This is a genomic window from Ruegeria sp. BHSC276, assembly GCF_059612945.1.
In genome coordinates, this window is record NZ_JBXWRP010000006.1 from 149,950 (window position 1) to 173,225 (window position 23,276).

A 23,276-nucleotide genomic window follows, 5' to 3' on the forward strand; every position below is an offset into this window, starting at 1 on the left:
CCAACTTTTCCCGCCCGGCTAAACCCCGGGCGGGGCTTTTCATTCCAGCGGACGGGCGAACCCATGGCGCTTTCACCTGATCAGATCACCCGGTTCCTGAAATCCGTGCACCCCTATGACGCGCTGCCGGTCGAGGAACTGGCCGACATCGCGGCCCGGATCGAAGCGCGCGAAATCCCAAAGGGCACGGTCATCTATCACCGCGGCGCGCAGTTGCCCGGCCTGTTCATCATCTACGAAGGCCAGGTCGAGATCACCGACGAAAACGGCGCGGTCGTATCCCATCTGGGCCTGCGCAACTCGTTTGGCGAGCGTGGGCTGATGCGCGACGGACGCGCGGTGACCACGGCGACGGCTGACGCGCCCTCGGTTCTGCTGATCATCCCCACCGACCTGTTTTCAGAGCTGCTCAGGCGCCACGTCGTCGTCGCCAAATTCTTCAACCGGGCCCGCCCCGCGCGGCCCGAACAGCAATCGCTGGCCACCACACGGGTGGAAACCCTGATGGCGCGCAAGCCGGCCACCTGTACTCCGGATACGACCGTTCAGGAAGCCGCGCGCCTGATGCGTGACCGGGGCATTTCGTCGGTCTGCATCACCCAGCGCGGTGCGCTGCGCGGCATTGCCACGGTTCGAGACCTCTCCGGCAAGGTCGTGGCGGACGCCCTGCCCCCGACGACCCCGGTGTCACAGATCATGACCCCGGACCCGCTGACCCTGTCGCCCGGCGCTATCGGCTCGGACGTTCTGCACGCGATGCTGGAATGCGGTATCGGCCATATCCCCATCACCGAAGGCGGACGCCTGGTCGGGATCGTTACCCAGACCGACCTGACCCGGTTCCAGGCCGTCAGCTCGGCCGAGCTGGTCAGCCGCATCGCGCAGGCCAGGTCGGCGACCGAGATGGCCGCGGTCACGGCAGAAATCCCGAACCTGCTGGTGCAACTGGTGGCGGCGGGCAACCGGCACGAGATCGTTACCCGCCTGATCACCGACATCGCCGACGCCGCGACGCGCCGGCTGCTGGCGCTGGCCGAGCAGAAACTCGGCCCGGCGCCCGTCCCCTATCTGTGGCTGGCTTGTGGCTCGCAGGGTCGACAGGAACAGACGGGCGTATCCGATCAGGACAATTGCCTTATGTTGGATGACAGCGTCACCGATGCCGACCTGCCCTATTTCGAAGCGCTGGCGAAGTTCGTGTCCGACGGGCTGGATACCTGTGGGTATTTTTATTGCCCCGGTGACATGATGGCGACCAATCCGCGCTGGCGGCAGCCGGTCCGGGTCTGGCGCGAATATTTCAAAGGCTGGATCGCCAAGCCCAATCCCGAGGCGCAAATGCTGGCCTCGGTCATGTTCGACCTGCGCCCCATCGGTGGCCGGTTCGAGCTGTTTTCCGACCTGCAGGCCGAAACCCTGCGCGCGGCCCGGGCGAACTCGATCTTCGTGGCGCACATGATCTCGAATTCGTTGAAGCACACGCCGCCACTGGGCCTGCTGCGCGGGATCGCCACGATCCGCTCGGGCGAGCACCGCAACACGCTGGACCTCAAGCACAACGGCGTGGTGCCGGTGGTCGATCTGGGCCGCGTCTACAGCCTGCAGGGTGAATTGACCGAGGTAAACACCCGCGCGCGCCTCAAGGCAGCCGAGGCCGCAGGGGTGCTCAGCCCGTCGGGCGCGCGGGACCTGCTAGATGCCTACGACCTGATCGCGGAAACCCGGTTGAACCATCAGGTCAAACAGATCAGGAATGGCGACAAGCCCGACAACTATCTTGCGCCGTCGGAACTGTCGGACTTTGAGCGAAGTCATCTTCGGGACGCGTTCGTCGTGGTAAAAACGATGCAATCCGCGGTCGGGCACGGCAAGGGGATGCTGGGGTAAATACCCCGGTAGGAAGAACGGAGGAGGAAGATGTTTCTTGAGCTGATCGGCACGATCTTTGCGGGTTTTGCCATCGCGGGCCTCGTGATGGGTTTGAACCGACTGACCGGTGGCCGCCTGCCGAAATGGTCGGCTCCGGTTGCGGCCGGTTTGGGCATGATCGCGGTCACGATCATCAGCGAGTATTCCTGGTACGACCGCACCCGTGACGCCCTGCCCGAGGGCCTGACCGTCGTGCAAGAGGTCGAAAGCCGCGCGCTCTATCGCCCCTGGACCTATGCGGTGCCCTATGTTGACCGGTTCGCGGCCGTCGATACGGCTTCGTTGCGGACCAACGCGCAGGTGACGGATCAGCGCCTGATCGACCTGTACTTCTTTGGCCGCTGGGCCCCGATATCCAAGATGCCTATTGCCGTTGACTGCGCCAACCACAGACGGGCCAGCCTGGCGGACGGCGCCGCGTTTGACGCCGACGGTCGGTTGATCGGCGCCGACTGGCTTCCGGTCGGAGCGGATGACCCGGTCGTGTCTGCCACCTGCGGAGCCTGACCATGCTGACCCGCCTGAGCCTGCGCCTGAGAATTTTTCTGTTCTTCTGCTTGCTTGCCGCGGGCGGCATCGCCATCACCCTGATCGCGCTTTGGCTTGGCCTGCGCCGGGCCGACCCCGCGGACATGACCAGCGCCTTCGTGTTCAGCGGCCTGATGATCTCGTTTGGCTTGCTGGGGCTGGTCGCTGGTGTCTGGCTGCTGTTCGACGACAACGTGGCCAAACCGATCGAACGCCTGTCGGCGCAGTTGCGCGCACGTGCACATGCGGGGGTGGATACCGATCTCGACCTGCAGGCGGCGCGCTATCTGGGTGATCTGGCCCCCGCCGCCGCCAGCCTGGCCGAACGACTGGCCAGCACCGCCCTGTCCACAGCCGAGGCCGTGGCTGCCGAAACCGCTCATCTCGCCTCGGAAAAAGAGCACTTGACCGCGCTCCTGTCCGAGATCCCGGTCGCAATGCTTCTGGCGGGGCCAAACCACCAAATCGTTCTGTACGACGCGCAGGCCGCCGAGGTTCTGGCGCAGATCGCCCATCCCCGTCTGAACGCCTCGCTGTTCGACTATCTCGAACGCAAACCTCTGCTGGACGCTTATGAGAAGCTGGCGAAAACCGGCATGGATGTCTATTGCACCCTCGCCAGCGTGGACGGACGGCAGACCTACACGGCACGCATGAAGCCGTTGGGCGATGCGCCAGGCTATATGCTGATCTTCGAAGACAGCGTCGCCCGCATCCCGCCCGAGGCCGCGCGCCCTCTGGTCTATGATTTCGACCTTCTGGACACCCCCGGCGACGAGGCTTTTGAGAACCGCCCCCTGTCGCAACTGTGCTTTGTGGTCTTCGACACCGAAACCACCGGTTTGCTGCCGCACAAGGACGAGATCGTGCAGATCGGCGCCGTCCGTGTCGTCAAGGGGCGCATCGTCGAGGGCGAGCAGTTCGACACGCTGGTCAATCCGGGCGTTCCGATTCCACCCGCTTCCACCAAGGTCCACAAGGTCAGCGACCGCATGGTGCAGGATGCACCAGATATCGTGACCGCCGGCCGCAAGTTCCACCATTTTGCCCGCGACGCGGTGGTCGTGGCCCATAACGCTCCCTTCGACATGGCCTTTCTGAGGCGCCACGCGATGCGGATGCAGGTCGAGTGGGATCACCCCATTCTTGACACTGTTCTGCTGTCGGCGGTGCTGTTCGGAGCCAGCGAAACCCATACGCTCGACGCTTTGTGCGAAAGACTGGGCGTGGAAATCCCCGAGACGCTCCGTCACACGGCTTTGGGGGATGCGGTTGCGACGGCTGAAGCGTTGGTGCGCATGCTGCCAATGCTGGCCGCGCGCGGAATGCAGACCTTCGGCGACGTGATTGCAGAAACCCGCAAGCACGGTCGGTTGCTGGAAGACCTGAACTGACTCAGCCTATTGATCGCGATACAGCTTTTCGTGGACAATTCCGCTTCGGCATGGCACCCCGGGGCCGAGCACTGGACGCGCATGAAATGACAGCAAAGACATTCAAACCCGGCCCCGAGAACTCCCTAGCCTTTCGCGAGGCGCTGGGCTGTTTCGGCACGGGCGTCACCGTCGTCACGACCGCAACTCCTAGCGGTCCGGCGGCGATAACCGTCAACTCCTTTGCTTCGGTCTCTCTCGATCCGCCTTTGGTGCTGTGGTGTTTGGGCAATGAATCGAACCGGTTCGAAGCCTTCCATGACGCGCAGCACTATGCGATCCATGTGATGGCGCAGGATCAACAGGAGCTTGCCTTGCGATTTGCCCGCGATGGCCGGGATTTCTCGCATACCGAATGGCATGCGGACGATTGCGGTCGTCCCCTGCTGGACACCTGCCTTGCCCGGTTCGACTGTTCGCTGTTCGCCTGTCATCCGGCCGGCGACCATGCGATCCTCGTCGGCCAGGTCGAAAACGTCATGGTCCAGCCCGGCAAAGGTCTGATATTCAAGCGCGGCCAGTTCGGAGGATTCGACGATCTGATGTGATTCGCGCCCCGAGCAACTTGAAGAAACTTCGGCAATAGCTTTTGAACAGCACCAAAAAACTGTTCATCTTTGTACACACCCCGAAAACGGCGGGAAGCTCCGTCAACTATTGCTTGCGTCATTCGCTGGGCCGAGCCAGCATTTTCCATCGGGTGTCAAACAGCCTGTCCAAACGCGTAATGGGTCGGCGAGTCTTTGATCCGGATGGATTTCAACCGCTTCGCAATCACGCCATAGCACGCGAATATCGCAAGCATTTCGGCGACCATTGCTGGCAGATGAAAAGCTTTTCTTTCGTCCGCAACCCCTACGACCTGCTTGTTTCGATGTTCTCTTACATGCAGCAGCACCATGAGCATCCCGAGCATGAAAGAGTCCAGGGCCTGAGCTTTCGCGACCGCATTCTGAGCACGTTCGATCCGGATCGGCCGGCACGCTTTCAAACTCAGCTTCTGACCGATACAAAAGACCGGCAAATAGTGCACCTGATCGGACGCTTCGAGACGATCGGCGAAAGCTTTGACGAAATCACCCGGTATATCGGGCTGAAGGTCCGGCTGCCGCACATGAACAAATCGAAACGTGGAAAATATATCGACCACTATGACCCAGAAACCATCGAACGGGTCGCACACGTCTTTCAGCGCGAGTTTGACGCACTGGGCTACAGCACTGACCCAACGTGCACCGAGTTCGGGCCGATCAAGCTTGAACGTCACCCCAAGCTAGTCGATTGAGCCGCTACCCGGCGTGATTGCCAGGCACGCTCCCTATTCATTCGTCCAATGACCCGTGCACGGCAAAGGCCTCCAACTCGGCCTTTTGCGGCGTGATCACCCGAAAAGCCTCGTGAACGCCGGACTCGGTCAGGCTGCGGGCAACGGTCAGCAGGGTGTTGGGTGCATGATCGTCACACATCTCGGACATATGGGCCAACTCGGCACGGGCCACGTCCAGCGCCGCCTCGACCGACGGCGCGCCGTAAAGGCGCACGAAATGCTCGGCCAGGTTGGTGGCCAGCCGCTCCATCTCGGCCGGTTCGATCTGCGTCACCGCCACGAAGGTCACGCGCCCGAAGGTCTCGAGCCCCAGCCACCCATTGGCAAATGCCTGACGCGCCTTGCCGGCCAGGTCGGCCTCGCCCCAGTTCGAAAATTCGAACCCGCCCGAGATGCACCACTCGCCCGTTCGAGCGGGCGAGTGAAAGACGTTCAGGTCGCTTTCGTCGAAATGAATGGCGCGGGCCAGGTTCAATGGGTGTCCTCCAACAGATGGGTCAACGGAACAAGCTGCGTGTCCGCCCCGTTCCGCAGCAGCATGCCGAACCGCTCATCGGCCCCGAGAAACACGCCGCGATCACCATAAGGCTCTCCGACGCCCTGCAGCAAGCCCATCCATTCCCCGTGCAACAGCGCGTTGCCATCCTCGGACCAGCGGTTCAGCCAGGTCAGCATGTGACGCGACCAGCTTTCGACCAGCTGCACCGGGGACACTTCCGCGCAGCCTTCATCATACAGGGCCGTCACATCGGGCGACTTGCCGGGCTCGTCCCCGGTTTGCAGCAAAGCCAGTTCCCAGCCGACGACCAGCCAGTCGGGCACGGTTTTCGGATCGGATGTCGACGCGGCCACACGAAATCGGCCGCAGCGGGCCCCGTTGACGAAAATCGGACCATCCCAGCCCAGATGCACCGCCACCTCGGGCGGAGCCAGCGCGCCCAGCGCGTTCTGAAACCCGACGGCGCACAGCGGAAGCATGGCCATGGCGTCCTGCAATGGCACCTCGGGCGCAAACACGATGGCCGCGCGCACGCGATCCGCTTGGATGTTGTAGACGACGCTGCCCGCATCGCAGCCCAGCGCCGCCATGGCCTGCGCATGGTCGAACGGATCTTCCCCACCCTGCACCGGGTGCCCGGACAGCAACGGCGGAAAGACCGGCTGCGTCATGCCTTGCCCTTAGCGATCAGATCGCGGGCGATCTTGCGGAAGGCCTCGGCCTGCGGGCTATCGGGTTTGCTGACCACGATCGGTGCCCCGCCATCAGCAGCCACGCGGATATCCAGATGCAGCGGAATTTCCCCCAGCAACGGCACACCCAGTTCGGCGGCTTCTGCGGCGACACCCCCATGGCCGAACACGTGTTCCTCGTGCCCGCAGTTCGAGCAGATATGCGTGGACATGTTCTCGATCATGCCGACGATCGGCGTTTTCAGCTGGCGGAACATGTCGATGCCTTTGCGCGCGTCGATCATGGCCACGTCTTGCGGGGTCGAGACGACGATGGCGCCGTCTACCTTGAACTTCTGGCTCAGCGTCAGCTGCACGTCACCGGTGCCGGGCGGCAGGTCGACGATCAGCACGTCCAACGCGCCCCACTGCACCTGGCTCATCATCTGCTGCAACGCGCCCATAAGCATCGGACCGCGCCAGACCACCGCCTGACCTTCGTTGGTCATCAACCCCATCGACATCATGGTGACGCCGTGATTGCGCAGCGGCAGGATGGTCTTGCCATCGGGGCTGGCCGGCCGTCCCGACACGCCCAGCATGCGCGGCTGCGAAGGGCCGTACACATCGGCATCCAGCAGACCGACCCGCCGCCCTTCGGCCGCCAGCGCACAGGCCAGGTTGGCCGAGACGGTCGACTTTCCGACCCCGCCCTTGCCCGAGGCCACGGCGATGATCCGGTCAACCCCCGGTACCGCCTGCGGTCCGGTCTGCGAGGGTTTGGGCTTGGGTTTCAAATCCGGCGGCGCCTTGTCGGAATGCGCGGTCAGCAGGGCCGAGACCTTGGCCACCCCGTCGACCATCTGCGCCGCCTTTTCGGCCGTGGCGCGTACCGGTTCCATCTTCTCGGCATTCCTGGGGTCGATTTCCAGTACGAAGCGCACGGTATCGCCCTCAACATTCAGCGCGCGAACCACACCCGCGCTGACGATGTCCTGCCCCGAAACCGGGTCGGTGATCTTTTTCAGGTTCGCCAGAACCGCGTCGCGGATGCTCATGCGTCGCCGTCCTTGATTTGGCCGGTCACCACGTGTTCGACATCCAGACCGTCGATCGTAAGGACCATCTTGACTTCAAAGCTTTTGCCCGCCGGATCGCCCGCCTTGCGCAGCGCGTCTTCGATGGCCTGCTGGCTGGTCACGCCAACCTGTTTGAGGAATTTGCGCATCGACATGTTGTAATCGCCGCTCATCGCCGTGTGTCTCCGTCTTGTTCGTTCATTTGACGCATTCACCCTGTCGCCGTTAGGCTGGGCCATGCGCTTTGTTCTTTTGTGCCTCAGCCTGACGCTCTTCGCCAGCCCCTCTTGGTCGCAGGAGGAGATTGGCTTGACCGCGCCCGAGGATGTCGCACGCTCGGGTCTTTTGAAACATATTCTTCCGCGCTTCTCGCTCAAGACCGGAATTCGCGTTGTCGCGGTTGATGCGGGCGCGATGGTTCTGGCGGTCGGGCCACCGGGGCAGCCGGTGTTTCAGCGCGGCGGCGACATCTATCATCTGCGCATTCAGGACGACCCGCGGCAGGCCCGCTTTCAGGATTGGCTGTTGTCCGACGTGGGCAAGCGCACCGTCGAAAGCTTTGCACCGGCCGAGGGCGGCCCGTTCTCGGCCAGTTTCGAAACGGTCGCTGCGCCCGAGTCGGATGCCATCGAAGGCGACGCCTTGCTGGGCGAAAAGTTGTCGCTGACCCATTGCGGGCGCTGTCATGTGATTGGCCCGCAGAACCGGATGAACGGGTTGGGCTCCACGCCGTCCTTTGCGGTGCTGCGCGCGATGCCGGATTGGTCGAACCGGTTCCAGGCGTTCTTCGCCCTGAACCCGCACCCGTCCTTTACCCAGATCGAGGGGATCACTGCGCCCTTCGACCCCGAACGCCCCTCGCCCATTCACCCGCTGAGGCTGACGCAAGACGAGCTTGAGGCGATCCTCGCCTATGTCTCGGTCATCCGCGCGGCCGATCTGGGGGCCCCGCTCAAACTTCAGTGATCCTTGCGCTTGCTGAAGTAGTCATCGGTGGTGACGACCTTGGGCTTGGGCTTTGAGGCAAATGGGTTATCCTCGCTGTGAAACTGCGCCTGCACACGGCAATCGTCACACATCTGGATCATCTTCGCCTGCTCGGACGAGGCGAACATCGGGTGGCTGCCGGCCAGCTTTTCCATGATCCGCTCGACCGTCGATTTCACCCCGAACAGAGCACCGCATTCGATGCAGGCAAAGGGCTCTTCCTCGTTCAGAACACGCGGCGACAGCGCACGGTCGCTCAGGTCCAGTTCGGGCACCAGGGTGATCGCGCTTTCGGGACAGATAGTCTTGCACAGCCCGCATTGCAGGCAGGCATCCTGCTGAAAGTTCAGCTGAGGCATGTCGGGATTGTCGATCAATGCGCCTGACGGGCACAGCGACACGCAACTCAGGCACAGGGTGCAGGCCTCGGTGTCCACCGCCACCGCGCCATAGGGTGCGTGTTCCGGCAGAGGAAGCGGCTGAGACGCATCGGGGCGCAGCGCCTTCGCCGCCAACCGCGTAATCTGGCGCCGGTTGCCCAGCGGCAGAACCGGCTGGGCAAGTGGCTGCGGCACGTCCTGCGCATAGAGCAGATCGGCCAGCGCATCGGGATCGGATTCATCGATCACTCCAACGACGTCGGTTCCGGCGATGGCCAGCGCCAGCGGCAGTTCGCGCTCCAACGCATCCCGCTCGGTCGTCGGGGCCAGCAGGATGTCGACCCGGGCAAAGCCATGAGCCAAGGCAGCCAGCATCTCGGCATGTCCAAAGCCGGACACCACACCCAGTTCCAGCGGAATCACATCGGCGGGCAGCCCGCGTCCGAACCGCGCGGCCAGCCGGATCATCTCGGCCCCGTGGGCATCATGCACCAACAGGCGCGGAGCACGCCCTCCGGCCCGACGATAGGTCGCCGCCAAGGTCTGCATCCGCGCCAGCAGGGCCGCCACCGGAGGATCCTCGTAGCTGATCGCGGTCGAGGGGCACAAGGCTGCGCATTCACCGCAGCCCGCGCAGACCATCGGATCGATGGCCACGTGATCTCCGGCCGGGGTGATGGCGCCGGTGGGACAGATGTCCAGACAGTTGGAACAGCCCACCTGCCCGGCCCGCGAATGGGCGCACAATGTTTCTTCGAGCCGGACATACAGCGGTTTTTCAAAGGTCCCGACCAGCTGCGCCGCGTCAAAGGCCAACCGGGCAACCGCCACAGCATCGCGCGGATCGGCGCGCAGGTAACCTTCGCGCTTGTCGGGAGCCGTCACGAAAGGCGTACCCCCCGCCAGGTCGATCAGCACATCGCAGGCCGACACCGCACCGTCGCGCGGCGGGGTCCAGGCAAACGCGCCGCGTCCGGCCGGATCAATCTGCTGCAACGCATCCAACCGCAGGGTGAACCCGCCCAGCGCCCCCGAGACCGACCGGACCCGCGCGCGCACCACGTCATAGGCCCGGCTGCCAGGCTGCGCATCATCGGTGACGACCACCGTCACCGCCATCGTGTCCGACAGTCGCTGGGCCAGGTCAAACGCAACCGCACCCGGCCCGATTATGCAGGCAGTCCCTTCGCTGATGACATCCACGCTGGGCGTGATCGGCTGCTGCAACAGAGCCTCGGCCGCCAGGGCGGCCATCTTGGGCAACGCCGCGCGCCCCTGGTCGGACCAGCCGGCCCGGTCGCGCAGATCGACAAAGCCAGGGTGATCCACGCCCAGTTCCTCGGCCAGTTCTTGAAACACTTGCGCCTCTTGCCCGCAGGCGATGACGATCTGGTCATCCGACTGCATCAGCTTTGCCGCAGCGGTCAGTTCGGTGGTGCACAGGGCCGTATGGACCTTGCTGCATTCAGCGCCGCAAGCAGCCGATATCCCCTGCCCGTCCAGGGCCTGACTTCCGGCGCAATCGCACAAGACCAGTTTGGTGACCATGTTCCCCCCGCATTTCTTCCTTGCCCCTAACCTTAGACCCAAACGCCGCTCATGCAACGTGTGGCGGCCGGTTCCGGTCAGAAACTGTGTATCGTCCGCCATCGCCGGCTGATCGTCGCCGCGACCCATTTGCGACGACTTTTTTTCCAAATCACCACCATTTCAGGCCGCTGCGGGCTTGGCACGTGGCCCATTTGTGTACCATAGTGAACCAAAGGGAAAGCAGGGGAGAGCTTTTCCGGGGAGGATCAAAGTGGCCGAGGCCGCAAAACAGATCGAAATGCCGGTTGGCGTCGTCGTGCGCAAGACACCGGGGGTTACGCGCTGGGCCCGGTGGAATTGGCGCGCGGTCGCGGTGCTGCCTGGCGCCCCACCCGCTGACTGGGTCGAACTGCGCCGCGAGGGCGACGCGGTCGAATACCACGCCGCCACCCTGGCCTTGAAACTCTGGTCCGATGAAACCGAGGCCTATATGGCCAATCTCTCGGACAGCCAGCCGTCCCTTTACCTTGTCCTGCGCGACGATGCCGAAGGCGATCGTCCGCTGAACGCGTTTTTGATCACCGCCTCGCCCTACGAGGGGCAGGACTATGCCGATACCGGCGAAGAGATCGTGGAAAAGATCCCGATGACCGAAGGCCTGATTGCCTGGGTGCGCGATTTCACTCTGGCCCATCACCGCGATGAGGTGTTCGTCAAACGCCGCCGCGACAAGAAACGGGTGGATCTTGTGGAAGACGGCAAGGGCGATTCGCGCATCCGGCAGGCCTCGGATGTCTACCGCGCCCCGCGGAGGGCCGTGCAATGAGCGCTCGACAGGATTTCTGGTCCCGCCGCAAGGCCGCCGTGCAGGCCGAAGCGCATGCCGAACAAGAGGCCCTAATCGCGCAGGAGATCGCCGCGCAGCAGGCCGAACTGGAAGAAAAGACCGACGCCGAGATTTTGGCCGAGCTTGACCTGCCCGACCCCGACTTGCTGCAGGCGGGCGACGATGTTTCAGGCTTCATGGCCAAGGCAGTGCCGGACCGTCTGCGCCGCCGCGCGTTGCGGCGCTTGTGGAGGTTGAACCCGGTGCTGGCGAATGTGGACGGGTTGGTCGACTACGGCGAGGACTACACCGACGCCGCCTGCGTGGTCGAAAACCTGCAGACGGCTTATCAGGTGGGCAAAGGCATGTTGCGCCACATCGAGGCGCTGGCCGAGCAGAAGCAAGCCGAGGAACAACCGGTCGAGGCCGAAGCCGTGCCGGCAACCGAACCGCCCGAACCTGAAGCCGAGCCCGCGCCCCTTGTCGAAGTGGCAGACGCCATCCAACCGGATGAGGACGAGCGCACCCCGGCCCCGCGGCGCATGAAATTCGAATTCGAAGGATGACCCGATGAACATTCGCGACCCGCAGACGTTCGAGATTTCCCCCGAGGACCGTCTGCGCGCGGATTTCTACAACTTCCTGGGCCTGCTGCTAGCCACACCGCCCGACCAGACCCTGCTGAGCCAGATCGCGGCGCTGTCGGGGGACGAGACCGATCTGGGCCAGGCCATTCAGGCCATGGCCCGCGTGGCCAAAGTGACCAAGCCCGAAGCTGCCGAGCGCGAGTTCAACGCATTGTTCATCGGGCTTGGGCGCGGAGAACTGCTGCCCTATGCCAGCTTCTACCTGACCGGTTTCCTGAACGAGAAACCGCTGGCGCAGCTGCGCAACGACATGGCTGCGCGGGGCATCACCCGGGCGGCAAACGTGTTCGAACCCGAAGACAACATCGCCTCGCTGATGGAGATGATGGGCGGCATGATCGTCGGCCGTTTCGGCGGCCCGGCCGCGTTGGAAGATCAAAAGACGTTCTGGAACAAGCATATCGGTCCCTGGGCCGAGCACTTTTTCTCGGACCTGGAAGCAGCCGAGCATTCGGTTCTCTATGCCTCGGTCGGCACAGCCGGCCGGGTTTTCATGGAGATCGAACGCGAGGCCTTCCGCATGACGACGCATTAGGCGGCCGTCATTCGCTGGCGCCCCGGCGGGCGCTGAACCGCAAATGGGAAAGGAGGATCCCATGAGCAAGACCAAGGAGAGCGGCGCCAGCCGCCGCGACTTCCTGAAACTGGCGGGCACCGCGGCCCCGGCAGCCGTTGCAGCGGCCAGCCTGGGAACCGAGGTCGAAGCGGCCGAGCAACCCTCGGACGAGACCCGCATTCAGGACACGGCGCATACCCGCGCCTATTTCGACAGCGCGCGCTTCTAGGCCGCCTCGGCGACGCCCGGCGCAGGTCCGGACGTGGTCACACTCGGCTGACGGTTGCGATTGGCCCTGACGTCGATTTCGAAACACCAAGCCAGCCATGATCAGCATGGCCAGCAAGGGAGGAAGGAAATGCTTAGGAAAAAGACCAACGGGGTTGCGAGACGCCCCCAGCGGACAAGTATCCTGTCCCAAATCGGCGAAAAGAGCGTCGATCGCCGCGCGTTCCTGCGTGGCTCGGGCCTGACGATCGGCGGCCTGGCCGCGATCAGCGCCACGGGTGGAACCGTGTCGCCCGCCAGCGCCCAGACCGCAGCCAATACGGCTGTCGAGAACATCAAATCCGTCTGCACGCATTGCTCGGTCGGCTGTACCGTGGTTGCCGAGGTGCAGAACGGCGTGTGGATTGGGCAGGAACCCGGTTGGGATAGCCCGTTTAACCTTGGTGCTCACTGTGCCAAGGGGGCTTCGGTCCGGGAACACGCCCACGGCGAACGCCGCCTGAAATACCCGATGAAGAAAGAGGGTGGCGAGTGGAAGCGCATCAGCTGGGAACAGGCGATCGACGAGATCGGCGACGGCATGATGAGCATCCGCGAGGAAAGCGGGCCTGACAGCGTCTATTGGTTGGGTTCGGCCAAGCACAACAACGAACAGGCCTATCTGTTCCGCAAGTTCGCGGCCTACTGGGGCACCAACAACGTGGACCACCAGGCGCGGATTTGCCACTCGACCACCGTTGCGGGTGTTGCGAATACATGGGGCTACGGCGCCATGACCAACAGCTACAACGACATCCACAATTCCAAGGCGATCTTCATCATCGGCGGCAACCCGGCCGAGGCTCACCCCGTCTCGCTGCTGCACGTCCTGCGCGCGAAAGAGCAGAACAACGCCCCGCTGATCGTCTGTGACCCGCGCTTCACGCGCACCGCGGCCCATGCCGACGAATATGTCCGCTTCCGCCCCGGCACCGACGTGGCGCTGATCTGGGGCATCCTGTGGCACATCTTCGACAACGGCTGGGAAGACAAAGAGTTCATCCGCACCCGTGTCTGGGGTATGGACCAGATCCGCGAAGAGGTCGCCAACTGGACCCCCGAAGAGACCGAGCGCGTCACCGGCGTGCCGGGATCGCAGCTCAAGCGCGTGGCGCGGACGCTGGCCAACAACCGTCCTGGCACCGTGATCTGGTGCATGGGCGGAACCCAGCACACCAACGGCAACAACAACACGCGCGCCTATTGCGTGCTGCAGCTGGCGTTGGGCAACATGGGCACCTCTGGCGGCGGCACCAACATCTTCCGCGGCCATGACAACGTGCAGGGCGCAACCGACCTTGGCGTTCTGTCCCACACCCTGCCCGGCTATTACGGCCTGTCTGCAGGCGCATGGGGTCACTGGGCGCGTGTCTGGGGCGAGGATCTGGACTGGCTGAAAGGACAGTTCGACACGATCAAGGACAAGGACGGCAAGGACAAGCCGCTGATGAACGAGCGTGGCATCCCGGTGTCGCGCTGGATCGACGGTGTTCTGGAAGATCCCGAAAACATGGATCAGCCAAACAATGTCCGCGCCATGGTTCTGTGGGGCCACGCGCCCAACTCGCAGACCCGGATGGTCGAAATGAAGACGGCGATGGAAAAGCTGGACATGCTGGTCGTGATCGACCCGTATCCCACCGTTTCCGCCGTCCTGCATGACCGGACCGATGGTGTCTATCTGCTGCCGGCCTGCACGCAGTTCGAAACCCGTGGCTCGGTCACGGCGTCGAACCGGTCGTTGCAGTGGCGCGACAAGGTGGTCGATCCGCTGTTCGAAAGCCTGCCGGACGAGGTCATCATGGCCAAGTTCGCCAACAAGTTCGGCTGGGCCGACCGGCTCTTCCGCAATATCGAGATGGAGGACCCCGAAACCCCGAATGTGGAAAGCATCACGCGCGAGTTCAACGCGGGGCTGTGGACGATCGGCTATACCGGTCAGTCGCCGGAGCGGATCAAAAGCCATATGGCCAACCAGCACACGTTCGACAGAACGACGCTGCAGGCCGTGGGCGGTCCGAATGACGGCGAATACTACGGCCTGCCTTGGCCCTGCTGGGGCACCGCCGAGATGGGGCATCCGGGGACGCCAAACCTCTATGACATGTCCAAACCGGTGGCCGAGGGCGGCCTGACCTTCCGCGCACGTTTCGGCGTCGAGCGTGACGGGCAGAACCTGCTGGCCGAAGGGGTCTACAGCGTCGGTTCCGAGATTCAGGACGGTTATCCTGAATTTACCATGCAGATGCTGATGGATCTGGGCTGGGATGGCGACCTGACGGCCGAGGAACGCGCGGCCATCGACGCCGTGGCCGGGCCCAAGACCAACTGGAAGACCGACCTGTCGGGCGGCATCCAGCGGGTGGCCATCAAGCATGGCTGTGCGCCGTTCGGCAACGCCAAGGCCCGTACAGTGGTGTGGACCTTCCCGGATCCGATCCCGCTGCACCGCGAGCCTCTGTACACGCCGCGGCGCGATCTGGTGGCCGACTATCCCACCTACGAGGATCGGCACGACTATCGCTTGCCGACCTTGTATGCTTCGATCCAGAAGAACGACTTTTCAAAGGATTACCCGATAATCCTGACGTCAGGTCGTCTGGTCGAATATGAAGGTGGCGGCGACGAGACACGGTCGAACCCGTGGCTGGCTGAACTGCAGCAGGACATGTTCGTCGAGATCAATCCGCGTGACGCCAACAACCTTGGCATTCGCGACGGATCGCAGGTCTGGGTCGAAGGTCCCGAGGGCGGCAAGGTCAAGGTGATGGCGATGCTGACCGAAAGGGTCGGTGCCGGCGTGGCCTTCATGCCCTTCCACTTTGGCGGCCATTTCCAGGGCGCGGACCTGAGGGAGAAATACCCGAAAGGCGCCGACCCGTACGTACTGGGTGAAAGCACGAACACCGCCCAGACCTATGGCTATGATTCAGTGACCCAGATGCAGGAGACCAAAGCGACTCTCTGCAAGATCTGGGCAGCGTAAGGAGGACGATAATGGCTAGAGCAAAGTTTCTCTGCGACGCTGAACGCTGCATCGAGTGCAACGCTTGCGTGACCGCGTGCAAGAACGAACACGAGGTCCCGTGGGGCATCAACCGCCGCCGGGTGGTGACGATCAATGACGGCAAACCGGGCGAACGTTCGATCTCGGTCGCCTGTATGCATTGTTCGGATGCGCCTTGCATGGCGGTGTGCCCGGTCGACTGCTTCTATCAGAACGAAGAAGGCGTCGTCCTGCATTCCAAGGACCTGTGCATCGGCTGCGGCTATTGCTTCTATGCGTGCCCGTTCGGCGCGCCGCAATACCCGCAGGCGGGCAACTTCGGATCGCGCGGCAAGATGGACAAATGTACCTTCTGCGCCGGCGGCCCCGAGGAAACGCACTCGACCGCAGAGTTCGCCAAATACGGCCGCAACCGGATCGCCGAGGGCAAACTGCCCATCTGCGCCGAGATGTGTTCGACCAAGGCCCTGCTCGCCGGTGACGGTGACGTGGTCTCGGCCATCTACCGCGAACGCGTCGTGGCGCGCGGGTTCGGCTCGGGCGCTTGGGGTTGGGGCACGGCCTACGACCAGAAGGACGGCTGAGACCTCAGCCTGACAACACGGGTGACCCGCTCCGGTGGGTCACCCGATTATGGATTAATACCGAGGTTCCGATGCTGCGCATTTTTCTGGCTTTGACGTTGACACTTGGGATCGCGCACGGCGCGCTTGCACAAGACACGACCGGCACAGACGAACCAGCCGCTGCCCCGCGCGCGCAGACCGGTGGCGCCACGACACTCGAGGATATTCTGGCCCGGCAACGCGGCGAGAAGGTCGACAACAGCTATCGCGCGCAGAATACCGGGCAAGGCAATGCCGAAGGGCTGTTGGGTCAGTTGGGCACGCGCGGCGTCGCCTCGGACAGCGATGTGTATCGCGCCATTCGCTATGGCTCGGCCGATGTCACCGTGTCGACCAAGGGGCCTGCGGCCGGCGTGCTGATCCAGGACGGCGGCATGTGGTGGTGGACTTTCCGCACCGGTCCGCTGCGCGAGTACGGAACCTATATTCTGGGCGGGATGCTGGTCGTTCTGCTGTTGTTTTTCCTGATCCGCGGCCGCATCCGCATCGACGGTGAGAAAACTGGCCGCACGGTCACCCGGTTTTCAGGATTTGAAAGGTTCGGGCACTGGCTGTTTGCCGGCTCGTTCCTGATCCTTGGATTGACCGGCCTGCTGTCGCTGTACGGCCGCGATTTCCTGATCCCGCTGTTCGGCAAAGAAGGGTTCGCCACCATCGCGCAAGGCTGCAAGTGGCTGCACAACAATCTGGCCTGGGCCTTCATGCTGGGATTGATCATCATCACCGTGAACTGGATCGCCCACAACATCCCCAACCGGACCGACCTGAAATGGCTGGCGGCCGGCGGCGGATTGTTCACCAAAGGCAGCCACCCCCCGGCCAAGAAGTTCAACGCCGGTCAAAAGATCATTTTCTGGCTGTGCATCCTGATGGGCGTCTCGATCAGCCTGTCGGGCCTGTCGCTGCTGTTCCCGTTCGAACTGCCGATGTTCGCTAAGACGTTTTCAATCGCCAACGCGACCGGGTTGCCGCAGCTGCTGGGACTGGACCTGCCCACGCAAATGTCTCCGCAGGAAGAAATGCAATATGCCCAAGTCTGGCACGTCATGGTCGCCTATGCCTTCATCGCCATCATACTGGCGCATATCTACCTCGGCTCGGTCGGCATGGAAGGCGCGTTTGACGCCATGGGTACCGGCGAGGTCGAAGAGCAATGGGCGCGCGAGCACCATTCGCTGTGGCTGGAAGAGGTAAAGGCACAGGAGGCCAGCGACGGCGCGGCCTCGCCTGCCGAATAGATGCGCGGGCTGGCTCTGGCGCTGGCCCTGCTGCCGCTGCCGCTGGCGGCGGATTTCTACACGCTCAAGGGCCATGGCGGACCGATCATGGACATCGCCACGGCCCCGGACGGGCGCATTGCCACCGCCAGTTTCGACAATTCCGTGGGCCTGTGGTCCGGACAGCAGCCGGACTGGCTCGAGGGTCACGAGGCTGCCGTGAACGCAGTGGTTTTCAACGGCACCGCGATCTATTCGGCCGGCGACGACTTTACCCTGCGCCGTTGGCCCGGTGGACAGGTCGTAGGTCAGCACAAGGGCAAGGTCGTCGGACTCGCTGCCTCAAAGACCCTCGTGGCGACTGCCAGTTGGGACGGGACCATCGGTCTTTGGCCAACCGAGGGCGGTGCGGCCAAGTCGCTGGGCCCAACGGGCAGCGGAGTCAATGCGGTGGCCTTCGCGCCGGACGGGCGGACGCTGTTCTCCGCTGGGGTCGACGGCAGCCTGCGGGTCTGGGACGTCACGACAGGAACCGAAACCGCGCGGCTGGTCGAGCATGGTTTCGGCATCAACGAATTGGTCCTGAACGCGCAAGACGGTTGGATCGCCTATGGCGCGGTCGATGGCGTGACCCGCATTCTTGACCTTACCACCGGGGCCGAGCGCGATTTCACGCTGGACCGTCGCCCGATCCTTGCGCTCGCCCTCAGCCCGGATCGGTCGCTGCTGGCGGTGGGCGACGGTGAGGGCTACATCATGGTCATTGACACGCAAGATTGGCGGATCGCGCAGGATTTCCGCGCAACGCTGCGCGGCCCGGTCTGGGCACTGGCCTTTTCGCCCGATGGTGAAAACCTGCACGCAGGCGGGCTGGATCAGGCCATGTATAGCTGGCCGGTGGCCGCGCTGGGGTCGCAGGAACGAATGGTCGGCCAAGAGCCGAGTTTCCTGAAGGACCCCGACGACATGCAAAACGGAGAACGGCAGTTCGCCCGGAAATGCTCGATCTGCCACAGCCTGACGCCGGACGATCAGCGCCGGGCCGGGCCGACCCTGCATGGCGTGTTCGGGCGGCGGGCCGGGACACTACCCGGGTACACTTACTCGGAAACGCTGCAAGGCTCTGATATCATTTGGACTGAACAGACGATAAACGCTCTTTTCGATCAGGGACCGGACCACTACATTCCGGGGTCGAAAATGCCGATGCAGAGGATTGCGCAGGCGCAGGACCGCGCCGACCTGATCGAATTCCTGCGCGGCGCCACGGCGCCCGCGGACTAACCAGGAGGACCAGATGAAAGCCTTTCTTGCCGCAGTTGCCACGATGGCCGTCGTGACGGTCGCCGCCCCATTCTTGCTGACCCAGATGGGCCTGTCCTCGGCCGAACGCGGCGCGGCCGTGCGGCTGGAGTGAATGCCCGACTTCCTGACCACGCGCGAGTTGGCCGACCTGCTGCGAATCGGCGAGCGCAAGGCCTATGATCTGGCCGCATCGGGCGAGGTGCCCTGCGTGCGGGCTATGGGCAAACTGCTGTTTCCTCGGGCCGAGGTGCTGGCTTGGCTGAATGCGTCGCGCTCGGGCCCGCAGACGGCTGAACCGCCCCTGCCCCCGATCGTGGCCGGCAGCCACGATCCGCTGCTGGACTGGGCGCTGCGCGAAAGCGGCTCGGGGCTGGCTACCTACTACGACGGATCGTTTGACGGACTGCGGCGGCTGGCTGACCGCAAGGCGCAGGCCGCGGTTCTGCATATCCACGAGCCTGACGGCTTCAACACCGGCGCGCTGCGCGACACGCTGGGCGAAGCGCCCGTGGTTCTGGTCCAGATCGCCCATCGCCAGCGCGGCCTGCTGTTGTCGCCCGGAACGCAAGGCATCGGCGAGTTTGTCGACCTGAAGGGCCGCCGCGTTCTGCTGCGGCAGGACAGCGCCGCCAGCCAACATCTGTTCGACCGACACTTGGCCGAACACGACCTGAGCCGCGACGACCTGGACACCTTGCCCAATTGCGCCCGCACCGAAGAGGAACTGGCCATCGCCCTACACGACGGCAAGGCCGAGGCCGGGTTCGGGCTGGGGGCTCTGGCCAGTCTTTTTGGGCTGGGCTTCGTGCCGACCCACTCCGAACGTCTGGATCTGGCGATCTGGCGTAGGGCGTATTTCGAACCGCCCTTGCAGAAGCTGCTGTCCTTTCTGCACTCGGACGGGTTTGCCGCCCGCGCGGCCGAGATGGGCGGCTATGACCTGACCGACTTGGGCGCGATCCGCCACAACGGCGCCAGCGGCTGAGGGCCGGTCACCTGGCGTTGGGAAAGAACAGCTGTTCGCCCTCCAACCGATAGGACGCAATGGCCGCCTGACCATGCGGTCCGGTGAGCCAGTCGATGAACCTCTGGCCCGCGGCGGCGCGAACGCCGGGGTGTTTTTCCGGGTTCACGAGGATCACGCCATATTGATTGAACAGGCCCGGATCGCCCTCGACCAGAACCGCAAGATCGCCCTTGTTGCCGAAGGCCAGCCATGTCGCCCGGTCGGTCAGCGCATAGGCCCCCATCCCCGCCGCCAGATTCAGCGTGGCGCCCATGCCCGAGCCGGTCTCGCGGTACCAAGTGCCCGAGTCAGCGGTCGGGTCGAGGCCGGAGGCTTGCCACAGGCGCATCTCGGCCTGATGGGTACCGCTGTCATCCGCGCGCGAGGCGAAGGTCGACCTGGCATTCGCGATGGCGACCAGGGCGGCGGCGGCATCGGTCATTCCCTTGATGCGCGCCGGGTCGGACTTGGGCCCGACGATGACGAAATCGTTGTACATCACGTCGCGGCGCTCGATGCCCCAGCCCTCGGCCACGAACGCCTCCTCGGCCGGTTTGGCATGAACCAGCAAAACGTCGCCGTCGCCGTTCTTGGCATTGCGGATCGCCTGCCCCGTTCCCACGGCCACTACGCGCACCTCGATTCCGGTTTCGGCCTCGAAGCCCGGAAGAATGAAGTCCAGCAGGCCCGAGTTCTGCGTCGAGGTCGTTGACTGCACAATGATGAACGCCTCCTCGGCCGTCGCCGGGTTGGCGACAAGTCCGAACAGGACCAGGGCGCTTGTGAGTACTGCGCGAAACATGGATTGCCTCCGATTTTTGTTATGTGACCAACCAGCCTGCCAGATACTGGCGCGAGGCTTGGCATTCCGGCGCCTCAAGCACCTGTCTGGCGGTGCCGTGTTCGACGACGCGCCCGCCTTGCATCATCACGATGTCCGCCGCCAGACGCCGGGCCTGCCCGACGTCATGCGTGACCATCACTATCCGCACCCCGCGCGCCGAAGCGCGCAGGATCATCGCCTCGATCGCCTGCGTGGCGGTGGGGTCCAGCGCGCTGGTGGGCTCGTCCAGAAACAGCGTCTCGGGGTCCAGCGCAAGCGCGCGCAGGATGGCCAGACGCTGCGCCTCGCCGCCCGACAGAGACCGCGCCGATTGCCGGGCCTTGCTGTCCAGCCCACCTTCGGCCAGCAGGTCAGCAATCCGCCTCTTGCGCGCAGCACGGCCCAGCCGCTTGCGTTTCAGAACGAAGTCTAGATTGGCCGCAACCGACCGGCGCAGCAGCACCGGCTGCTGGAACACCATGGCCTGCCGGGCCTTGTGATCGGCGTTCAGGTCCAGACCATCCTGCAGGACCCGGCCCCTGTCGGCACGGATCAGCCCATGCAGACAGCGCAAAAGCAGGCTTTTGCCGGCACCGTTCGGCCCCAGGATCAGCGTCGGCCCGGGCCCGTCCAGCGACAGCTGGGGAACATCCAGCAGGACCCGCCCCTTGCGTTCGATGGCAAGGCCCGAAATTTCCAGCCGGTTCGGCGTGTCTGGCATTAGGTCACGCATGGCGCAGCCCCTCCTGCTCGGCCCGCAGGGTCAGGGCGCTGACCATGGCATTCACGGCCACTGCAATCCCGATCAGGATCGCACCAAGCGCCAGCGCCAGGGCCAGGTTGCCCTTCGAGGTCTCGAGCGCGATCGTCGTTGTCATCACCCGTGTCACGTGATTGATGTTGCCGCCGACGATGATCACCGCGCCGACCTCGGCGATGGCCCGGCCGAACCCGGCTAGAAGGGCGGTAACCAGGGCCAGCCGCGCATCCCACAGCAGCACCGGTACCGAGGCCAGCCGCGACACCCCCAGCGACCGTAGCTGTTCCGAATATTCCTCGGCCAGCAATTCCACCACCTGCCGCGTCAGCGCCGCGATGATCGGCGTGACCAGCACGGTCTGGGCAATGATCATGGCGGTCGGCGTGTACAAAAGCTCGAGCACGCCCAGCGGGCCGGACCGAGAGAGCATCAGATAGACCAGAAGGCCGACGACGACGGGCGGGAACCCCATCAATGCGTTCATCAGGATGATCAGCGCCCGCCGCCCGGGAAACCGCGCCACGGCCAGAGCGGCCCCGACCGGCATCCCGATCACGGCCGAAATCAGCACCGCACACACCGAGACCTGCAGAGACAAGACCACGATCGCCCACAGGTCGGGGTCTCCTGTCAGGACAAGTTGCGCCGCGTGGCTGAATTCTGATGCAAAATTTTGCACTTTCTCCGACCCAGTCTGAGTTTCGTAAGAAACTCGAGGAATTACAGGATAATACTAGCGCAAATTGCGCTTCGGCCCCACAGAAATCCGACATTCACAACGACAAACGCGGCCCAATCGAGGGCCGCGTTTTCATCCTGAGCATTCGGCGGATCAGTTCAAAGCCGCATCCGTAATCTGGTGGGTCCAGGCGCCTTCGGGCTTTTTGGTGATCACCGGGTCCGAGCCGCCGGCCAGCAAGGTGCTCACCGTGCGCTCGAAATCGGCCGGGTCCAGCGCACCGTTCGAGCCTGCGGTCAGCTTGGCGATCTCCCCCATCATGCGCTTCTGGTGCTCTTCGGTCTGGGCGCCTGTCGCGTCGTTTTCCAGCACGATTTCGGCGGCCTCGTCCGGGTTCTCCTCGGCGTATTTCCAGCCTTTCATCGAAGCGCGCACGAAGCGTTCCATCTTGTCGACGAAGGCCGGATCGCTGAGGTTGTCTTCAAGCACGTACAAGCCATCTTCCAGCGTGGCTACGCCCTGGTCTTCATACTTGAAGGTCACCAGCTCGTCGGGGCTGACGCCGGCGTCGATGACCTGCCAATATTCATTGTAGGTCATGGTGCTGATGCAATCGGCCTGGCGTTGCAGCAGAGGGTCGACGTTGAAGCCCTGCTTCAAAACCTCGACACCGTTCTCGCTCTTGCCGCTGGTGTCGATACCTAGCTGGCTCATCCAGCTCATGAACGGGAATTCATTGCCGAAAAACCAGACGCCCAGCGTGCGGTTCTTGAGATCCTCGGGCGAGGAAATGCCCGCGTCCTTCCAGCAGGTCAGCATCATGCCAGAGCTTTTGAAGGGCTGAGCGATGTTGACCAGCGGCAGGCCCTTTTCGCGCGCAGCCAGCGCGGCGGGCATCCATTCCACGGTTACGTCAGCGCCACCGCCCGCGATCACCTGCGTGGGCGCGATGTCGGGGCCGCCGGGCAAGATGGTGACGTCCAGCCCCTCTTCTTCGTAAAAGCCCTTGTCCTTGGCGACGTAGTAGCCCGCGAACTGGGCCTGGGTGACCCATTTCAATTGAAGCGTCACCTCGTCTGCGGCAAAGGCCGAACTTGCGGCGAATCCTAGGGCGGCTATGGCCCCGGTCAGTAGCTTGTTCATCTTCATCTTCTCCTAGTTGCTAGTGCTGCCCCGTTTTCGGGGTCTGTTGAA

Annotated in this window: 24 protein-coding genes; 15 read left to right on the forward strand and 9 right to left on the reverse strand. The window is 63.7% G+C overall.

Annotated elements, in window-relative coordinates:
- Positions 1 to 63 precede the first annotated feature (63 nt).
- The 5 genes from AC2FMD_RS11565 to AC2FMD_RS11585 all read left to right on the forward strand — a co-directional run bounded on the left by AC2FMD_RS11565 (position 64) and on the right by AC2FMD_RS11585 (position 5,175).
- Positions 64 to 1,887, forward strand: a complete 1,824-nt coding sequence (locus tag AC2FMD_RS11565) for a DUF294 nucleotidyltransferase-like domain-containing protein (RefSeq protein WP_496741890.1) — start codon at positions 64 to 66, stop codon at positions 1,885 to 1,887.
- 30 nt (positions 1,888 to 1,917) lie between these two features.
- Positions 1,918 to 2,436, forward strand: a complete 519-nt coding sequence (locus tag AC2FMD_RS11570; protein ID WP_496741888.1) for a hypothetical protein — start codon at positions 1,918 to 1,920, stop codon at positions 2,434 to 2,436.
- Positions 2,437 to 2,438: 2 nt separating this feature from the next.
- Entirely contained in the window at positions 2,439 to 3,851 is a 1,413-nt protein-coding gene (locus AC2FMD_RS11575) for a 3'-5' exonuclease (RefSeq protein ID WP_496741886.1), read from the forward strand.
- 86 nt (positions 3,852 to 3,937) lie between these two features.
- Positions 3,938 to 4,438 (forward strand): flavin reductase family protein, encoded by a 501-nt coding sequence (locus AC2FMD_RS11580; RefSeq protein ID WP_496741884.1) that lies wholly within the window; start codon positions 3,938 to 3,940, stop codon positions 4,436 to 4,438.
- Positions 4,439 to 4,479: 41 nt separating this feature from the next.
- Positions 4,480 to 5,175: a sulfotransferase family 2 domain-containing protein gene (locus AC2FMD_RS11585; RefSeq protein WP_496741881.1), complete on the forward strand. Its 696-nt coding sequence runs from the start codon at positions 4,480 to 4,482 to the stop codon at positions 5,173 to 5,175.
- A 37-nt stretch (positions 5,176 to 5,212) separates the two neighbouring features.
- On the opposite strand, the gene AC2FMD_RS11590 is transcribed toward AC2FMD_RS11585, so the two are convergent.
- The 4 genes from AC2FMD_RS11590 to AC2FMD_RS11605 are packed head-to-tail and all read right to left on the reverse strand — an operon-like array spanning position 5,213 to position 7,639.
- Positions 5,213 to 5,692, reverse strand: a complete 480-nt coding sequence (locus AC2FMD_RS11590) for a DUF6505 family protein (protein WP_496795028.1) — start codon at positions 5,690 to 5,692, stop codon at positions 5,213 to 5,215.
- Complete coding sequence (locus AC2FMD_RS11595) at positions 5,689 to 6,387, reverse strand: biotin/lipoate--protein ligase family protein (protein ID WP_496741879.1); 699 nt, start codon at positions 6,385 to 6,387, stop codon at positions 5,689 to 5,691. The genes AC2FMD_RS11590 and AC2FMD_RS11595 overlap by 4 nt, the downstream gene beginning before the upstream one ends.
- Positions 6,384 to 7,445 (reverse strand): Mrp/NBP35 family ATP-binding protein, encoded by a 1,062-nt coding sequence (locus tag AC2FMD_RS11600; protein ID WP_496741877.1) that lies wholly within the window; start codon positions 7,443 to 7,445, stop codon positions 6,384 to 6,386. Before AC2FMD_RS11600 ends, AC2FMD_RS11595 begins: the two co-directional genes overlap by 4 nt.
- Positions 7,442 to 7,639: a DUF6494 family protein gene (locus tag AC2FMD_RS11605; RefSeq protein WP_496679695.1), complete on the reverse strand. Its 198-nt coding sequence runs from the start codon at positions 7,637 to 7,639 to the stop codon at positions 7,442 to 7,444. The genes AC2FMD_RS11600 and AC2FMD_RS11605 overlap by 4 nt, the downstream gene beginning before the upstream one ends.
- A 64-nt stretch (positions 7,640 to 7,703) precedes the next feature.
- Between AC2FMD_RS11605 and AC2FMD_RS11610 the strand changes: the two genes are divergently transcribed.
- Complete coding sequence (locus AC2FMD_RS11610) at positions 7,704 to 8,432, forward strand: c-type cytochrome (protein WP_496741875.1); 729 nt, start codon at positions 7,704 to 7,706, stop codon at positions 8,430 to 8,432.
- On the opposite strand, the gene AC2FMD_RS11615 is transcribed toward AC2FMD_RS11610, so the two are convergent.
- A complete protein-coding gene (locus AC2FMD_RS11615; RefSeq protein ID WP_496795029.1) occupies positions 8,426 to 10,381 on the reverse strand; it encodes a 4Fe-4S binding protein in 1,956 nt (651 codons plus the stop codon). The genes AC2FMD_RS11610 and AC2FMD_RS11615 overlap by 7 nt on opposite strands.
- A gap of 253 nt (positions 10,382 to 10,634) precedes the next feature.
- Between AC2FMD_RS11615 and AC2FMD_RS11620 the strand changes: the two genes are divergently transcribed.
- The 9 genes from AC2FMD_RS11620 (at position 10,635) to AC2FMD_RS11660 (ending at position 19,799) form a co-directional block, all read left to right on the forward strand.
- The gene (locus AC2FMD_RS11620; protein ID WP_496710873.1) at positions 10,635 to 11,189 is read left to right on the forward strand and encodes a DUF3305 domain-containing protein; all 555 of its coding nucleotides are present in this window, start codon (positions 10,635 to 10,637) and stop codon (positions 11,187 to 11,189) included.
- Positions 11,186 to 11,755, forward strand: a complete 570-nt coding sequence (locus tag AC2FMD_RS11625; RefSeq protein ID WP_496710874.1) for a DUF3306 domain-containing protein — start codon at positions 11,186 to 11,188, stop codon at positions 11,753 to 11,755. Before AC2FMD_RS11620 ends, AC2FMD_RS11625 begins: the two co-directional genes overlap by 4 nt.
- Positions 11,756 to 11,759: 4 nt before the next feature.
- Positions 11,760 to 12,371 (forward strand): TorD/DmsD family molecular chaperone, encoded by a 612-nt coding sequence (locus AC2FMD_RS11630; protein ID WP_005983758.1) that lies wholly within the window; start codon positions 11,760 to 11,762, stop codon positions 12,369 to 12,371.
- 61 nt (positions 12,372 to 12,432) lie between these two features.
- A complete protein-coding gene (locus tag AC2FMD_RS11635) occupies positions 12,433 to 12,621 on the forward strand; it encodes a twin-arginine translocation signal domain-containing protein (RefSeq protein ID WP_496679683.1) in 189 nt (62 codons plus the stop codon).
- Between the two features lie 129 nt (positions 12,622 to 12,750).
- Positions 12,751 to 15,645 (forward strand): formate dehydrogenase subunit alpha, encoded by a 2,895-nt coding sequence (locus AC2FMD_RS11640; RefSeq protein WP_496741871.1) that lies wholly within the window; start codon positions 12,751 to 12,753, stop codon positions 15,643 to 15,645.
- 11 nt (positions 15,646 to 15,656) lie between these two features.
- Positions 15,657 to 16,250, forward strand: a complete 594-nt coding sequence (gene fdh3B, locus AC2FMD_RS11645; protein WP_005983764.1) for a formate dehydrogenase FDH3 subunit beta — start codon at positions 15,657 to 15,659, stop codon at positions 16,248 to 16,250.
- 71 nt (positions 16,251 to 16,321) lie between these two features.
- Complete coding sequence (locus tag AC2FMD_RS11650; RefSeq protein WP_496679679.1) at positions 16,322 to 17,530, forward strand: formate dehydrogenase subunit gamma; 1,209 nt, start codon at positions 16,322 to 16,324, stop codon at positions 17,528 to 17,530.
- On the forward strand, positions 17,531 to 18,793 hold the full coding sequence (locus AC2FMD_RS11655; RefSeq protein ID WP_496710877.1) for a c-type cytochrome: 1,263 nt from the start codon (positions 17,531 to 17,533) through the stop codon (positions 18,791 to 18,793).
- A gap of 133 nt (positions 18,794 to 18,926) precedes the next feature.
- Positions 18,927 to 19,799, forward strand: coding sequence for a substrate-binding domain-containing protein (locus tag AC2FMD_RS11660; RefSeq protein ID WP_496795030.1), 873 nt, complete (start codon positions 18,927 to 18,929; stop codon positions 19,797 to 19,799).
- A 7-nt stretch (positions 19,800 to 19,806) separates the two neighbouring features.
- Here the strand turns inward: AC2FMD_RS11660 and AC2FMD_RS11665 are convergent, their stop codons facing one another.
- The 4 genes from AC2FMD_RS11665 to AC2FMD_RS11680 form a co-directional block, all read right to left on the reverse strand.
- Positions 19,807 to 20,622 (reverse strand): ABC transporter substrate-binding protein, encoded by an 816-nt coding sequence (locus tag AC2FMD_RS11665; protein WP_496741867.1) that lies wholly within the window; start codon positions 20,620 to 20,622, stop codon positions 19,807 to 19,809.
- A 19-nt stretch (positions 20,623 to 20,641) separates the two neighbouring features.
- A complete protein-coding gene (locus tag AC2FMD_RS11670; RefSeq protein WP_496741865.1) occupies positions 20,642 to 21,376 on the reverse strand; it encodes an ATP-binding cassette domain-containing protein in 735 nt (244 codons plus the stop codon).
- A complete protein-coding gene (locus tag AC2FMD_RS11675) occupies positions 21,369 to 22,082 on the reverse strand; it encodes an ABC transporter permease (RefSeq protein ID WP_496741864.1) in 714 nt (237 codons plus the stop codon). The genes AC2FMD_RS11670 and AC2FMD_RS11675 overlap by 8 nt, the downstream gene beginning before the upstream one ends.
- 153 nt (positions 22,083 to 22,235) lie before the next feature.
- Positions 22,236 to 23,225, reverse strand: coding sequence for an ABC transporter substrate-binding protein (locus AC2FMD_RS11680; RefSeq protein WP_496679669.1), 990 nt, complete (start codon positions 23,223 to 23,225; stop codon positions 22,236 to 22,238).
- Between the last annotated feature and the right edge of the window lie 51 nt (positions 23,226 to 23,276).